Annotated in this window: 10 protein-coding genes; 4 read left to right on the top strand and 6 right to left on the bottom strand. The window is 31.8% G+C overall.

The window, feature by feature from the left end; genetic code table 11:
- Positions 1-48 precede the first annotated feature (48 nt).
- On the bottom strand, positions 49-444 hold the full coding sequence (locus C8N26_RS06515) for a hypothetical protein (protein ID WP_120186558.1): 396 nt from the start codon (positions 442-444) through the stop codon (positions 49-51).
- A 228-nt stretch (positions 445-672) separates the two neighbouring features.
- Here C8N26_RS06515 and C8N26_RS06510 point away from each other — a divergent pair, with 228 nt between their 5' ends.
- Entirely contained in the window at positions 673-1620 is a 948-nt protein-coding gene (locus tag C8N26_RS06510) for a tRNA dihydrouridine synthase (protein WP_120186557.1), read from the top strand.
- Between the two features lie 52 nt (positions 1621-1672).
- Here the strand turns inward: C8N26_RS06510 and C8N26_RS06505 are convergent, their stop codons facing one another.
- Together C8N26_RS06505 and C8N26_RS06500 are read right to left on the bottom strand one after the other, a co-directional pair.
- Positions 1673-2986, bottom strand: a complete 1314-nt coding sequence (locus C8N26_RS06505) for a DEAD/DEAH box helicase (protein ID WP_120186555.1) — start codon at positions 2984-2986, stop codon at positions 1673-1675.
- A gap of 138 nt (positions 2987-3124) precedes the next feature.
- On the bottom strand, positions 3125-8620 hold the full coding sequence (locus C8N26_RS06500) for an alpha-2-macroglobulin family protein (RefSeq protein WP_120186896.1): 5496 nt from the start codon (positions 8618-8620) through the stop codon (positions 3125-3127).
- 253 nt (positions 8621-8873) lie between these two features.
- Between C8N26_RS06500 and miaE the strand changes: the two genes are divergently transcribed.
- The 3 genes from miaE (at position 8874) to C8N26_RS06485 (ending at position 10536) form a co-directional block, all read left to right on the top strand.
- The gene (gene miaE / locus C8N26_RS06495; protein ID WP_120186553.1) at positions 8874-9455 is read left to right on the top strand and encodes a tRNA-(ms[2]io[6]A)-hydroxylase; all 582 of its coding nucleotides are present in this window, start codon (positions 8874-8876) and stop codon (positions 9453-9455) included.
- Between the two features lie 41 nt (positions 9456-9496).
- Entirely contained in the window at positions 9497-9934 is a 438-nt protein-coding gene (locus C8N26_RS06490) for a DUF4268 domain-containing protein (RefSeq protein WP_028892724.1), read from the top strand.
- 158 nt (positions 9935-10092) lie between these two features.
- Positions 10093-10536 (top strand): CAP domain-containing protein, encoded by a 444-nt coding sequence (locus C8N26_RS06485; RefSeq protein ID WP_245962533.1) that lies wholly within the window; start codon positions 10093-10095, stop codon positions 10534-10536.
- Between the two features lie 189 nt (positions 10537-10725).
- Here the strand turns inward: C8N26_RS06485 and C8N26_RS06480 are convergent, their stop codons facing one another.
- The 3 genes from C8N26_RS06480 to C8N26_RS06470 all read right to left on the bottom strand — a co-directional run.
- Positions 10726-12615, bottom strand: a complete 1890-nt coding sequence (locus C8N26_RS06480) for an OmpA family protein (protein WP_120186551.1) — start codon at positions 12613-12615, stop codon at positions 10726-10728.
- Between the two features lie 11 nt (positions 12616-12626).
- Positions 12627-13565, bottom strand: coding sequence for a PorP/SprF family type IX secretion system membrane protein (locus C8N26_RS06475; protein ID WP_120186550.1), 939 nt, complete (start codon positions 13563-13565; stop codon positions 12627-12629).
- Between the two features lie 11 nt (positions 13566-13576).
- Positions 13577-16618: gliding motility-associated C-terminal domain-containing protein (locus C8N26_RS06470; RefSeq protein WP_147418487.1), on the bottom strand; the 3042-nt coding region annotated here is incomplete at its 5' end.

The following is a 16618-nucleotide window of genomic DNA, read 5'->3' as shown; positions in this document are numbered from 1 at the left end:
ATTTATCAAGAAGTAAATCGATAATTTTAATTACTAACTGTATGTGAATTATATGTACCTAGGCGGTTGAAACACCCCTAAAGCGTCTGGTGAGTTATAAAAATTTTGGTAATAAAAAAGTTGCTTTCTTTCTACAAAAGCTAATATAGAAGGCAAAGGGACTTCTATATCTTCAAATGTTACTTTATGGAAATCTACTACATGATAATCAAATTGAAACGGAAGCTTTTCATGTTCTTCTTTTTCCTCTTGATGTTTTTCTGAATGAGCTACTTTTAATTCTCCATAGTGTTTTGATAAGAAAGTAATAAAACTATCACTATAGGTTTCTTTATGAAACTGTGCATGCTCTATTAACTTATCTAAGTTTAAAATATTAGTGCATGTAATATTTAAACTTTGAAAAAGCATTACAATAGATAATATGATAGCTGTTGTTCTCACTTGCTAACAAAGATACTTTTTTTGATACTATCCCCTACCTCTTAATGCTCTTAATATTATGTTAATAAAAAATCACCACTGTATAGTAATGATTCTCTATATTTTTTAAGAAACACAATTGTTATCAACAAAACAATTTTCAAAAACAGCTTATGTATCTCAAAAGTATAAAGTTTACAGCAAACATTTAGTCGATAAGTCTGTTATATTTGCAACTCAAATTATACTATGAGTTTTAACTTACTTTCTTCACCTTTACAAGGGTTTACCGATTTTCGTTTTAGGAATGCCCAACAAAAATATTTTGGCGGTATCGATACCTTTTATGCTCCTTACATTCGATTAAATGGGAAGTTTAAAATAAAATCGAGTTATGAACGTGATTTACTCCCTGAAAATAACACAACTTTAACGGTTATTCCGCAAGTTATAACCAATGATGCTGAAGAGTTTTTATTTGTTGCCAAATATGTACAAAGTTTAGGATATAAAGAGTTGAATTGGAATTTAGGATGTCCCTACCCTATGGTTACAAAATCAGGTATGGGTTCTGGTTTAATTTGTAATCCTACTCGTATAGATGAAATACTACATCGCGCTCATAACGAAACCGACATTCTAGTATCAATGAAAATGAGAATGGGTTATGAAAATAGTGAAGAAATATTGCACACTTTTCCTATTTTAGATAAGTATCCGTTAAAAAACGTAGCTATTCATGCAAGAATTGGAAAACAATTGTACAAAGGAGGTGTTGATTTAGATGCTTTTCAAAAATGTATAGATGTTGCCAAACATCAATTATATTATAATGGTGATATTACTACAGTAGCAGGTTTTAAAGCCATGAAAGAGCGTTTTCCTAGTATTACACATTTTATGATTGGACGTGGTTTAATTGCAGATCCGTTTTTACCACAAATGATTAAAGATAACACTACTGAATATCCAAAAGACAGATGGAAAATATTTGGAGAGTTTCATGATGAAATATACCAGCAATATGATGCTGCCTTATCTGGACCAACGCCTATAAAAATGAAAATGCTAGGTTTTTGGGAGTATTTTTCTCAATCGTTTTCTGATCCTCGTAAAACTTATAAAAAAATTAAAAAAGCGACAAATCCTAAGAAGTATCAAGCGGCTGTTAAGGATATTTTAGATAGTGAAAAATAACATTACTTTCCCCTAACAAACAGTAATAACTTATAGTTTATTTTTATTTACTTTACACAACACTAATACGAACTTTTTTGTTTTTTAAACGTGTATTGTTTAAATCTTCTAATAATCTTTTTGACTCAGTAACAGGAACCGAAATAAAAGCGCAATCTTGTTTTAGTTCAATAACTCCTAACTGTTCTTTTGTAAGATTTCCTTTTTTAAAGAATAAACCTGCAATATCTCCTTTAGATATTTTGTCTTTTCTTCCTCCTGAAATAAATAAAGTCTCCCAATAAGCAGGCTTTAACTTTTGTTTCTGAGAAATATCCGCATTGGGTATGTTTTTAAGAAATTCAGGTAAGCTTTCTTTTTGCCACTTTAAAACATAAGCAGTTCCTTTGGCATTTACTCTTGCTGTTCGCCCGTTTCTATGCGTAAACTCTTCTATTCTTTGTGGTAACTCATAATGAATAATGTATTTCATTTCTGGAATATCAATTCCTCTTGCAGCCAAATCAGTAGCTAATAGTACTTGACTTGTTCCGTTTCTGAACTTTATTAAAGAACGTTCGCGATCTCTTTGCTCCATTCCACCAGAAAAACAACTATGTGCTATTTTGTTCTTCGTTAAAAACTCGCTTACGTTAGCAATACTATCTTTTAAATTACAAAAAATAATTCCTTGTTGGTTTCCTATGTGATGTAATAACTCAACTAAGGTTTGAATTTTATTTTTTGATGGAGAAACAACCGTTTTTAAAGTTAATTTCTTTGGTTTCTTATCTGTTAAATAGTTTAATACAGTAGGATTGTTTAAACGTACAAAATCTGGAATTTCAGCTTCTTGGGTTGCTGAAGTTAAAATACGTTTGTTAATGTTAGGTAACTGATTAATAATTCCGCGCATTTCATACTCAAAGCCAACTTCTAGCGATTTATCAAACTCATCTAAAATTAAGGTTTTAATACTTTCTTTAGAAAAACGATCGTTCGCAAAATGATCAGAGATTCTACCAGGTGTGCCTATTAATATACTTGGTGTATGTTTTAGTTCTATCTTATCTTTTACCATTGAACGACCACCATATACGGCATTCACTTTTAAACCTGTTCCCATTTCACGAATCACCTGTTCTATTTGAATAGCCAATTCTCTTGAGGGTACTAAAATTAAAACCTGAACCTCTTTATTATTAGGATCTATTAACTTTAATGTTGGTAATAAAAATCCTAATGTTTTACCTGTTCCTGTAGGTGATAATATTACTATATTGGTTGTTTTATCAATAGTTGAAATGGCTTTTTGTTGCATTTCATTTAATTCATAGATATTTAGCTTTGCTAAAATATCTTCTTGTGTTTTAACTGTATTTACCATAATCTTTTTATATCTATGAATTTTATATTGATGGGCAAAGATAGGTAGTCTTACAGAAGGAAAGATTAAGTATTTTAGAAATAAATAAAGCTTACTGAAATCAGTAAGCTTTATTTATCTCTTTTAATTATTTATAAACTACTTCACCACTTTAATCCATTCACCTTTCGTACGTGCAATGTAATCGTTATCATACATCGCTTCTACTTGTACTCCTGGCAAATAATACTCACCTAAATACGACGCATTTAACAATACTCGGAATGTTTTTGTCTCGTATTTTTTTAATGTAAAATAATTACTAATACTTGCATCTCTTATATCTGTATAATCTACTTTTGAAGACGTTGTATTGTTACCAAAATCAGTAAAACGAGTATTTACAATTTCCCATCCTGAAGGAATATATTGTGTTAATGCTACATTGTCAATCGTTTCACTCGTTGGATTCTTTACTGTAACTTCAGCTACAAAGTTAGTTCCTTGTGATAAATTATCAGGTTCTATACGAGCACCATCTTTTGTTTTATATACGATAGACGCTTCTAAGTTCTTTTGGAATACTTTTTCTTCACCTACTGGTAAGATTCCTTTGTTTAGTACACGTACATATAAAACTCCGTTATTTTTGTTTGTTATTTTTAATGAATTCTCCTTTTGGATAGCTATTAAATCTTTTGCTAACATCGATTTTGAAGTACTTGCTTCTCCAGAAACTTTATTGAAAATATAGTTGGTGTTAATTCCATCAACCCCGCCATTTTTTAAAGCATATTGACTCATTGATAACAAACTATATGCTGTAGTTTGCGTACTCATCCAATTATTACTAGACAAATCTTCAGCAACTTCTTTAGCTAACTTTATTGCCTTAGTTTCATCATCTAACAAAGTATACGTTTCTAAAGCCATTGCTTTGTTTCTGGTTTCTGATCCATAGTTTGAGTAATATCTCTTAGCAGAACTGTACCCCGTTAAACCTTTTAAAATAGATTGTGCTATCGATTTTTTACCAATTAAAGCATACGCACTTGCCAATCTTGTTTTAGCTTCATCTGAAACCCCCATTGATTCACGTAAACGGTTCATTGAAGCTAAATCTGGGCTATTTGCTAAACACAATGTATACAATCGGTATGCTTGTGAAAGAGAGTTATTGTAATAGCTTGAAGTATTTCTCCAATTACGCGCTTGCTGCTTTTGATACCCTATCCATTTTGATTTGAAACCAATCGGTAATACATATCCTTTCTTTTCTGCTTCTAACATAAAATGACCTGCATACGATGTTCCCCAACTATCTGCATTGCTATTTCCTTGCCAATAAGAAAGTCCTCCATTTGATAACTGAAAATCTGATAATCGTTGAATAGCTACCTTTATATTTCTTTCTGTTGAAGCTATCTTATCTTTTGATAACTCGAATAATTCAGGTAAATATAGCTGTGGAAAAGCACCAGAAGTTGTTTGCTCTACACAACCGTGTGGATAACGAATTAAATACCCTAAACGCTTCGTAAAATTCATAGGTGGTAAGGTTGATAACTCTAACGTAGCTTCATTAGTTCCTCTAGTTCCAAAACTAGTAAAATCAATTTCTCCTTGTTCGTTAGATTTCAATACTAAATCTTTTACCTCAGTAGTAACAGGATTCGGATTCAGCACATCTATTTCTACTTCGTAAGATGCGTTTTCACTTCCTGAACTTGCATCTATTTTCACTTTACCAATTCCTTTGAAATCGTTTACTTTTAACGTGAAATACGCCATTTTTTCATCTGGCTGATCAAACGAAACAGTTTGTGTTCGATTTCCTACAATTGTGTATGCCTCGTTTGGTTGTACTGTAACTTTTACATTTTTGATATTTGGTTTCATTGCAAAAACAGTAACTGGTAAGGTAACAGTTTCTTGTGGAGTTATTTTACGTGGTAGTGAAGCTAAAATCATAACTGGTTTACGGACAAAAGCTGTTTTCTCGTCACTACCATACGCATCTTTTTTAGTATCAGTAGCCACTACCATTGCACGAACAGATCCTACATATTTAGGGATTTTAATCTTATGTTCCTTAATATCTCCCATTTCTAAATCGAATGGACCTAAATAAGTAACCATTGGTTTAAATCGGTTGGCTTTTCTGTTTTTACTTCCTGCTTCCGATTCATCTCCTCCAATACTTAATATTTGACTTACTTTTCCACCATAAGCTCCAATAACATCGTCAAAAATATCCCATGTTCTTACTCCTAACGATTGACGTGCGTAGAATACTCCCCAAGGATTCGGAGTTTTAAAACGAGTTAAATCTAACAAACCTTCATCTACTAGTGCAATAGTATAGGTCATTGGTCTTCCTTTTTCTTCTTTAACACGAATGGTAGCTGTAGACTCTGGTCTTAACTCGTCTGCTAATTGAATTTTAGGTGCTAGTTTAGTATCAGGGTTATTTACCAACATAGGAATAGAGCCATACATACGAATCGGTAAATCATTTACCGTTTGACTATGTTTTTGTAATAAAGAAATATTTACAAAAACATTAGGTGTATAACTCGCTTTTACTGGAAAACTAAACGATGTTTGTTGTGCTTGTGTTGGCACCCAAAAGTGATCTAACACCTCAGTTCCATTTTCAATAGTAATGAAAGCTTTTCCTCCTTCTGAAGAAGGAAATTTAACCGTTGCTGTTTCGTTTACTTCATACGATTCTTTATCGGTAGTAAATACCAACATGGTAGCATTACTTTTATCTTGATTTCCTTTTTTCTTTGCATACCAAGAAGGCCAATCAAAATACACTACATTAGAAGTTACGTGCTTACTTTTTAAATCGGTTACTTTAATTAAGTAGCGTCCCCAATCATTTTCATCAACTTTTAATTTGAAAGTTCCTTTACCTCCTGCATTCGTACCTACTTTTAATTTTTTATAAGGTTCGTGATAACGTGTTCCGTCATAACTAGACAAACCATTATCAGAGGTATTCCACCACCAACGCCATGATAATTTATATACGTTTACTTCTAAATTATTTGTTACTCCTACCCCATCTTCATTTACTGAAGCAACATTAAATGTATATTCTTCATCAGTAAATAAGTAATTTTTAGATTGAGGTTCTTCAGCATCTTGTAATCCCGCATATGAAACATATGGAGATACTTTATTAGAAAATACATCGGTACTAAAATCTCCTCCGTTCTCATAAACTTTAGTTACGAAACTCGCTTTTAACATTCCTGGAGCTTTATTATCAAGCTTAGGTTTTACAGAAAAACTTGTCGTTCCTTCATTATTTAAACTGCCCTTTAAAACCTTAAATTCTTCAGTTCCGAAACGGCGAGTAACATCATCAAAACTGTAATTTTTAAATTTTGGGAACTCTGTGTTAGTTTGTGAAAATTTTCCGTTGATATCTAACTTTAAACCTCTTGCAATAGCACCATGCAACCACTTAACTTCTACATTTCCTGTAATTTCAGAATTAGCTTTGATAAACTCTTCTGTGGTGTTAAGTTTAATTTTTAATCGGTTAGGTTTTATAGTTTCAATTTTCAAATCTTTATTAAAAACTGCTCCACCTACACTTACACGTAATTTCCAATTTCCTGTAATTGCTTCGGGATTTGTTGTAGGTGTATACGCATACACGTTGTTTGATTTCTTCGGAAGTACACTTCTATCGATAATTTTTCCTTGCGGATTAATCAGCTCAAACTTTATTGGGTGGTCATTTGGAATTGGATTTGCATTATCATTCAAAACAAAAGTTAAAAATAACTGATCTCCAGGTCTCCAAACCCCACGCTCTCCGTAAATGTAGCCTTTAATTCCCTCTTGTAATTTAACTCCTGATACATCAAACTTACTCATCGACAATGCTTCACCATCATTTAATTTAATGTATGTTGTGTTTTTATTTTTAGTTACTACAGCAAAAAACGCGTTAGAAACATTATTGAAAGTAGTAACTCCATCTTTATTTGTAGAAGCTGATTCTATTGGTTGCATTTGTAAACTATACAAAGTCACATTTGCAGCTTCAATTGCATTTGTAGTAAGTATATCAGTTACTGCAACCAACGTTTTATTATTATTTCCTTTCTTTACAATTACACCAATATTTGTTGCTAAAATATTAGTGCTAATTTGTTTATTGTAATAATAAGAGTTAGTACATGGATTATCTCTATCTCTCCAGCTATAATCGTCATAATAATCTTCATAATAATGTGGATTATCATAACTTTTTGTGTTTATCTCTTTTTTCCCAAAAACAATTGTTTTTGTTTCTGTTCCTTCAGCACATGAATAAGTAGAATAATCTTTATTGAACGAAAATTCTACTCTATACATTACTCCATCTTCAACAGTTACAATTTCAGCTAAATCGATAGCAAAAGCATTTTCCTTACTTAAATCGACTCCTTGATTACCAAGATTTACAGTATATTTTGCAATTGGGCGACCTACATAACGTAAATTACCTTGGTTACTTAAATTATTGTATTGTAAAAATTGTAATACATTATCCTTGTAAATTTTATAAATAGTTGCATCAACTGCCTTTAAGTTAACCGCTTTAAAATTAATTTTTAAATTACTTGAGTTTGGTAATATTGATCCACTTTTAATAAAGCTAATAGCAGGCTTTAACTCTTCAAAATATACTGTTTTAATAATATTTTCTTTTAAAGTATATCCATCTGCACTTTTAATTCCTTTAAAAACTTCTATATCTATTTTTTCTGTATAAGATGATTTTGGATATAAAGTAACTTTGTTGTTATTTACCTTGTATGTAAACTCTCTTTTTTGAGTATTTAAAAACTGAATAAGACCTTTTAAATTTTGAGATTTCTGTAATGGGTCTGAAAAACTTATTTCTATATGTTGCTTATCTGTATCTACAACATCAATATCTAACACTTTAAAGTTATTTTTTCCTATAATAGTAAGTTCTCTTTTACCTTTTGACTCTGATTGAATAGAACTCCCATTCCAAGTTACAGATAATGATTTATCGTCATCATAACGTTGAATACTATCAACTTTAAAATATATTTTTGAACTAAGTTCACCTACTTCACTAAATTTTATTCTCTTTGACTTACCGTTATAAGTTGCTTTTACTAAATCAGTTAATTTAGCTGTTTCTACAACATCACTAGCTATAATTTCACCTTCTACAGCATACAAATCTTTAGTATATACAGTTGGCGATTGTAATGAAACATTAAAAAGTAGTTCTTTGGTTTTTAACTTAACGGTAAAGTCTTTCAACTCATCATCAATATCTTCATATAACTTTGATAAGTGAAGTGTTACCAAATACTCTTGATTACTTTTTAGCTTTTCTGCCGGTATAAAAGTAATTTCGTTTTCGTTTACAGCAACCTCACCTTTAATATCTGGTGAAACTGTTATAACTTCATTCGCATCAAAATTTGTAGCGGCTTTCCTTTTTAATACAAATTTTAAATTTGGTGTTACCGATATTAATTTATCAGGAAACACACTAATATACTCACTAAATTCATTAACATTACTTTCTGTAGTAACTGATTTTTTACACGAATTAGCAATAAGCACTAAGAAGATTAATGCTAGAGAACCTAAAGTTTTTCTCATTTTTTTTAGTAGCTGTAATTTCATTTTTTTTGAAGTTTTAACTTTCTCTATTCTTTATAAAACTACTGAAAAATCTTTTTAAAAGATGATCTATTTAGAATTTGTAGCAATTTGTTTAGTATCCGTAATTAGAATCGGTATTAATCAGCAATTTTCTAAGAGAATTTTTTAATAACAAAGCTAGCTATTTTTAAGCTATTTATTACACAATTCGTTTTTATATTTTTTACTTTTACAGTCTCAATAAAACATTATGCTTGGACTACAATTTGACACAAAAACTTCATGGGTTGAAGTTGCTAAAAACGGATTAGAACAATTATTAACCGATCATGCTTTTGCTGAACAAAAAGCTGCTTCTAATGCTGTGTCAATTATCATCAACTATTCAGAGGAAACTGAACTTGTTAAAGATATGAGTGATATTGCCATTGAAGAAATGGAACATTTTAGAATGGTACACAATTTAATGGTTGAACGAGGAATGGTTTTAGGGCAAGCAAGTAAAAATGATTACGCTCAACGATTACAAAAGTTTTTTCCACATACTAAAGACAGAACTGAAGCCCTAATACAACGCTTGTTAGTTGCTGCATTAATTGAAGCTCGTAGCTGTGAACGTTTTAAGGTTTTTGCAGATAATATGGAAGATGAAGAGCTTTCTAAGTTTTATTTAGATTTGATGGTTTCAGAAGCAAATCACTACACCTTATTTTTAGGATATGCCCGTCAATATATGGATCGTGAGCTTGTTGATGAAAAATGGAACAATTTATTAGCTTTTGAAGCTAAAATGATGTGCGAAAGAGGAAAAGAAGCAAGAGTTCACGGATAATAAATAAACTGCAAACAATTTTAAATAAATATCTTAAGTAAGTGTTTAGTAAAGAAGAATCTGCCCGGTTACGTAAAGAATTTTGGACAAGCTTTGGAAAATCTTTTCCAAGAAAATGGTTGTTGTATAATACTAAAATAAAAGGGTTTGCTTTTAAATTTCAAGCTGACAGAAAAAAAGCTTCAGTATGTTTAGATTTTGAACACCCTGAAGATGTTGCTAATGAACTACTTTATGATCAATTACTTTCTTTAAAAAAAATACTAGAAAGTGAGTATTTACCAGAAGTAATCTACGATGATAATTTTGAGTTAGACAATCATAAAATTATCCGAAGAATTTACGTTCCTTTTGATAAAAAATTTAGCATCCATAATAAAGATACTTGGCGAGATTGCTATGAATTTTATGTTGAAACTATGACACAGTTTGAACTGTTTTTTTATGAGTATGAAGACTTTATCAAGCAAGCTATATAACACAGGAAAAACACCCTTTTTATTTACTTAAAGCACCTGAAATTTGCTTTTAATTGGTTTTTTAACATATATTTAGCAAGTTTTTTGATTAACCCCTTAACCCCCTAATCATGAATAACTACCCCCTCAAGTTATTAGTGCTTTGTTGTGCACTAATATTGACGTCTTGTTCGTCTAATGAAACTGAAATAGTTGACAACAACCCTGAAATGTCAATTACAGTAAGTGAAAAATCAATAGAATCGGACATTTTGACCCTTATTAATAACTATAGAGTTAATAATGGTTTTTCTTCATTAAGTAAATTAGAAGTTATTAAATCACAAACTAACAATCATACCAACTATATGATTGAAAAGAATGAGGTTTCTCATGACTTTTTTTACCAACGCAAAGAGTACTTAACGCAAAATGCTAGCGCTGTAAGTGTTGCTGAAAATGTAGCTTACGGTTATTCAACAGCTGAATCTGTTGTAAATGCATGGGTTAAAAGTGATGGTCACAAGAAAAATATTGAAGGTGACTTCACTCATTTTGACATTACTGCTGAAAAAAGTGTTGATGGTAAATGGTATTTTACCAACATCTTTGTAAAACAATAGTGAAGAAAATAAAACCTCAATTCAATGTGCGAGATTGAATCAGAGCAAAAGAAAACTACTATACGGAAGACTAATTACTTATTTTCACTTTTATAATCATTAAGATAATAGTGAAAAAAAATAAAAAAACCCCAATTCAATGTGCGAGATTGAATCAGGGCAAAAGAAAACTACTCTACGGGAGACTAATTACTTATTTTCACTTTTATAATCATTAATGATTATAAACTTTGATCGTCTATTTTCTTGATGTTCCTCTTCTGTACAAGAAACACCGTTAGAACATTTGTTTACTAATTGCTTTTCTCCATAACCAATAGCACTTTCTATTCTATTGGTGTCTATATCTCTTGAGAAAATATAATCTCTAGTAGATTTAGCTCTCTTATCTGATAAAATTTCGTTATAACTATCACTTCCCCGACTATCGGTATGAGCTTCTATCTTAATAATCATTTTCGGATTATTTTTTAACACTCTTACTATATGCTCTAACTCATAAGCAGCATCTGGTCTGATATTCCATTTATCAAAATCAAAGAAGATAGGATCAATTACTATTTCATTACCTATGATTAAAGGTGTTAAATACAAATCTAGCTCTATATTCTTATTATCTTCATTTGTCGTTAATACGTCTTTTAAATCATCTTTATAATCATTTTTTGATCCTCTGAGAACATATTTCTTTCCACAATTAACTTCAAAAAAGTAAGATCCATCTGCTTGTGTTGTAATTTTTTCTAACACTTTTCCTGTAGCATCAACTAGTTCTACTAACGCATCTGCCAATAGCTCATTTGTTTTTTTATCAAATACTTTTCCTGAAATAAACTGCTTACATTTTTCGAAGCTATATATATCATCATGTCCTTTACCTCCTGGTCTGTTTGATGAAAAATATCCTGTTTTATTATCTTCATTTAAAAAGAAGGCAAAGTCGTCATAACCACTATTAAAAGGTGCTCCTAAGTTTTTTACTTCTGATGAGTTATTATTTAATAAGCTAGACTTATAAATATCTAACAGTCCTAAATTTGCATATCCATCTGAAGAAAAATATAGTGTGTAATCTTTTGCTACAAAAGGAAACATTTCTCTACCAATAGTATTAATTTTATTACCCATATTTACTGGATCTCCATAAGTTCCATCTGATAAAATAGCAACTTTATAAATATCAGTAAAACCATATCCTCCAGGTCTATCTGACGTAAAATACAGTGTTTTTTCATCTGGACTTAATGCAGGGTGTCCGCTTGAATATACTTCATCATTAAATGATGGTTCTTCAATATTATCCCATTGCCCATTAATCAATGTAGCTTTATATATTTTTAAGTGAGATGTTCCTTCTTTATCATAATCTAACTTATCTCTTTTGTTTAAGTTATTTCTGGTAAAGTACATTGTGGTACCATCTTTTGTAATAGCTACACTTGATTCATGAAAACTTGTGTTAATTTTTGAGGATGTAATTGGCACTACATCTTCTATAGTTTTTATTCCATTCTCTACATTTATTTTCGCTTCATATAAATCTAAATAAGGCTCATTATTCCATTCATAAATTTTGCCTTCATTGTTTTTTGCTGATGAAAAAACAAATTTATTTCCTGTTACATAAGGTCCAAAATCCGAGTTTTTAGTATTTACCTCTAGATTATAGATATTAATCGTATCATTATTTAAGGTTATGAGTTTTTCATAATCTTCTTTTGATAAACTCCCTTTAGCGTCAGGTAATTTTTGTAACCATTCATCTGCTTTTTCATATTCACCAATACTTCTTAATACTTGTACGTATCTATGAATATTTTCATTACTCAACCCTTCTTCACTTTCTGATGCTAATTGATACCAATGAGCTGCTTTTTTTGAATCTGAATTGTTATAATAGCAATCACCAAGTCTTGCTAACGTATATGTAGTACTATCTCCTTTTTTCACTGCGCTTTCATAAAATTCAGCTGCTTTTACATAAGCATAATCCCTAAAGAACTTATCTGCTACTCTTTTCTGAGAAAATGAATAAGAGAATGAAAAAATTAAGATTAAAAGTGTAATTTTTGTCTTCATAACTATGCTTTTTAAAAATATCTAGGAGATTTAACTCTATTTACTTTATGCAATTCAAACATCAATAGTATTTCGTGTGTTCCATTTGAATACTGATTAATATCTGATAATGGGTATTCATACGCATAACCTACTCGGAACTGTCGTGATACTTGAAAATCTACTAATGCTCCTAAAGCTCCTGTATCTTCATTAATTCTATACGAACCTCCTAACCAAAATTTTTCATTGAATAAAAAGTTTGCTGTAATATCATACGATAAAGGAGCTCCGTTTGTTGCTTTAATTAAAGTTGCTGGTTTAAATTTTACATTATCGCTTAAATCAAACACATAACCTCCTGTTAAGTAATAACTCACCTTATCTACAACTCCATAATTCACTCCATTAATTTCTAAGTCATTATGGTCAATATTTAATAATCTAGGAGCTGATAATCCCACATACCATTTGTTGGTGTGCATCAGTACCCCACTACCTATATTAGGTTCCCACCTATTTTGAATTCCTGAGATACCCGGATCAGATGGTTCAGCAGCTATTAAAGCATCATCAATATTATATTGAGTAAAACCTGCTTTAAGACCAAAGGCTAATTTTACGGTACTATTTAGTTTAATAGTGTAAGAAAAATCTCCGTACAAATAGGTAAACTTTTCGTATCCAAGCTTATCGTTAATAAACGATAAGCCTAGACCGATTTTATCATTCCTTAGAGGTGAGTGAACAGATAAGGTTTGCGTTTCTGGTGCTCTATCTAATCCTGCCCACTGACTTCTATGCAACCCAACAATACTTAACACTTCTCTACTACCTGCATAAGCGGGGTTTATGGAAATTGTGTTATACATGTATTGAGTAAATTGCGGTAACTGTTGTGATTGTACGGTAAAAATACCTGCAAATAGTAACACAACAATTGCTTGTAATATTCTGTAATTATGGTTCATAGCTAATAATATTATTTGGTTCCTAAATAAATTGCTCCTGTAAATGGTTTTAAACCACTATTTTCTAATATTACAATGTAGTAATATGTACCAGCTGGTAATCTTTTAGCCCCTCCAAACGTAGTTCCATCAGAAACTCCATTCCAATTATTGGCATAATTGTTAGACTCAAAGACTTGTGCTCCCCAACGGTTAAATATTTTCACATTTACTATAAATCCACAAGATTCTACTCCTGTTACTTCAAAGAATTCATTCCATGAATCTCCATTAGGGGTTACTGCTTTAGATATTACCACATCTTCTTGTCCACATGGTAATACTATACAATCGTCGTTTATATTAATTGTAACTTTTGTTGACGTTAAACATCCATTATTTGGTGCTGTATAGGTAAATACATAATCTCCTAAACTTAAACCTGATGGATCGAAACTTCCATCATCAGATAATCTTACACTTCCTTGAATTACTTCCCAACTACCTTCTTCACTTGGGTTAGCTACATAATCATTTAAATTGATTTCACCATCGTCTATACATTTAGAATCGGCTATTTCTGTTACCGATGTATTAACTGTTACTGTAATATATTGTGTAAAGTCTGCTACATTCCCACAGTCATCTGTAACTGTCCATGTTCTAGTTATTGTATAGTCACTATCGCTTCCATCAAATGTGCTTGTTTCTTCAAAGTTTGTTTGTGTTACGTTTGCTGAACAATTATCTGTAAACTCTAGAGTTGGAACCTCAGGAACATTATCACACTCTACTGTTATATCTTCTAATGTTGATACCAAAGTTGGTGCTTCGTTATCTTCTATTGTTATAACTTGAGTATGTGATGTACTGTTACCTGCACAATCTTGTACTTCCCATGTTCTTGTGATTGCATATACTGATGCACATTCATCATCCTGTCCTGTAAATTCTTCTGAGTAATTTACTGTTACAGAAGTATCACAATTATCGGTTGCTGTTAAAACTACTGCTGCTGGAACTGCATCACAACTTACTGTTACATCTGCTGGTAATTCCTCTACAAATTCTGGTGCTGTTGTATCTTCTATTGTCACTACCTGAGTATGTGATGTAGTATTACCCGCACAATCTTGTACTGTCCATGTTCTTGTAATTGCATATACTGATACACATTCATCGTCCTGTCCTGTAAATTCTTCTGAGTAATTTACTGTTACGGAAGTATCACAATTATCGGTTGCTGTTAAAACCACTGCTGCTGGAACTGCATCACAACTTACTGTTACATCTGCTGGTAATTCCTCTACAAATTCTGGTGCTGTAGTATCTTCTACTGTCACTACCTGAATATGTGTTGTCGTGTTTCCTGAACAATCTGATACTGTCCACTTTCTAGTTATTAAGTATTCTGATCCACATGCGTCATCATCTCCACTAGTTACTTCACTCGGAATTACTGTTACAGAAGCATCACAGTTATCGGTTGCTGTTAAAGTCTCCATTACTGGAATGTTATCACAACTTACTGTGATTTCTGCTGCTGGTAAAGTCTCCACAAATTCTGGTGCTGTAGTGTCTTCTACTGTAATTACCTGAATATGTGTTGTCGTGTTTCCTGAACAATCTGATACTGTCCATTTTCTAGTTATTAAGTATTCTGATCCACATGCGTCATCATCACCACTGGTTACTTCACTTGGAATTACAGTTACAAAAGCATCACAATTATCGGTTGCTGTTAAGGTTTCCATCACTGGAATGTTATCACAACTTACTGTGATTTCTGCTGCTGGTAAAGTCTCCACAAATTCTGGTGCTGTAGTGTCTTCTACTGTAATTACCTGAATATGTGTTGTAGTATTTCCTGAACAATCTGATACTGTCCATTTTCTAGTAATTAAGTATTCTGATCCACATGCGTCATCATCTCCACTGGTTACTTCACTCGGAATTACTGTTACAGAAGTATCACAATTATCGGTTGCTGTTAAGGTTTCCATTACTGGAATGTTATCACAACTTACTGTGATTTCTGCTGCTGGTAATGTTTCCACAAATTCTGGTGCTGTAGTGTCTTCTACTGTAATTACCTGAATATGTGTTGTCGTATTTCCTGAACAATCTGATACTGTCCACTTTCTAGTTATTAAGTATTCTGATCCACATGCGTCATCATCTCCACTGGTTACTTCACTCGGAATTACTGTTACAGAGGCATCACAATTATCGGTTGCTGTTAAAGTCTCCATTACTGGAATGTTATCACAACTTACTGTGATTTCCGCTGCTGGTAATGTTTCCACAAATTCTGGTGCTACTGTGTCTTCTATAGTAAATTTAGCAGCAGTAGTATTAATAGTATTTCCACAGGCATCTTTTGCTGTAAAAATTACCTCTACCTCTCCTGTAAAACTACATGTGTATGTTAAATCTGTATAATTATTACTCCATGTTACAATACTACAATCATCTGTAGCTGTTGCTCCTCCATTACTAGCTAACCAATTATTTAATTCTGTTGTATTTCCTGACCCATCACACTCAACAGTCTTATCAGATGGTTGCTGAGTTATTGTTGGTGGTGTTTCATCTTTAATTAAATATCCCGCTGTTGTAGTACTAAAGTTTCCACAATCATCTGTAGCTGTAAATGTTACTGTGATATAACTTCCGTCACATTTCACAGAGGTATCATCCCCATAATTATTAGTCCACGTAACACTACTACAGTTATCTGTTGCTGTTGCTCCTGCATTACTATCTAACCAATCTTGTAAAGTAGTTTCTGTATCTCCTACTCCACATTCTATGTCTATATTATTTTTATTGGTTTCATCAATAACTGGTGCTGTATTATCTATTATCGTAAAGGTTGCATCTTTCGTAATATCATTTCCACACTCGTCCGTTAACGTAAAGGTTACAGTTTCTGAGCCTGTTCCTCCACATAAATCACTTAAACCGGTACTGTTATGAGTTACTATAGCTGTTCCACAACTATCACTTCCACTAAAGCTTGTTAACCAATCACTAAATGCTTGTGCATTTGTCGATGGATCACACTCTACACT

The organism is Tenacibaculum lutimaris (genome assembly GCF_003610735.1).
Taxonomy (GTDB): Bacteria; Bacteroidota; Bacteroidia; order Flavobacteriales; family Flavobacteriaceae; genus Polaribacter; species Polaribacter lutimaris.
Note: the sequence above shows the minus strand (reverse complement) of the source record. Positions and strands in the feature narration are given on the sequence as shown.

What these genes read in the sequence shown, in the direction of transcription:
- C8N26_RS06510 (WP_120186557.1), top strand. Translation starts at nt 673, where the DNA reads ATGAGTTTTAACTTACTTTCTTCACCTTTACAAGGGTTTACCGATTTT.
- C8N26_RS06505 (WP_120186555.1), bottom strand. Translation starts at nt 2,986, where the DNA reads ATGGTAAATACAGTTAAAACACAAGAAGATATTTTAGCAAAGCTAAAT.
- C8N26_RS06500 (WP_120186896.1), bottom strand. Translation starts at nt 8,620, where the DNA reads ATGAGAAAAACTTTAGGTTCTCTAGCATTAATCTTCTTAGTGCTTATT.
- miaE (WP_120186553.1), top strand. Translation starts at nt 8,874, where the DNA reads ATGCTTGGACTACAATTTGACACAAAAACTTCATGGGTTGAAGTTGCT.
- C8N26_RS06480 (WP_120186551.1), bottom strand. Translation starts at nt 12,615, where the DNA reads ATGAAGACAAAAATTACACTTTTAATCTTAATTTTTTCATTCTCTTAT.
- C8N26_RS06475 (WP_120186550.1), bottom strand. Translation starts at nt 13,565, where the DNA reads ATGAACCATAATTACAGAATATTACAAGCAATTGTTGTGTTACTATTT.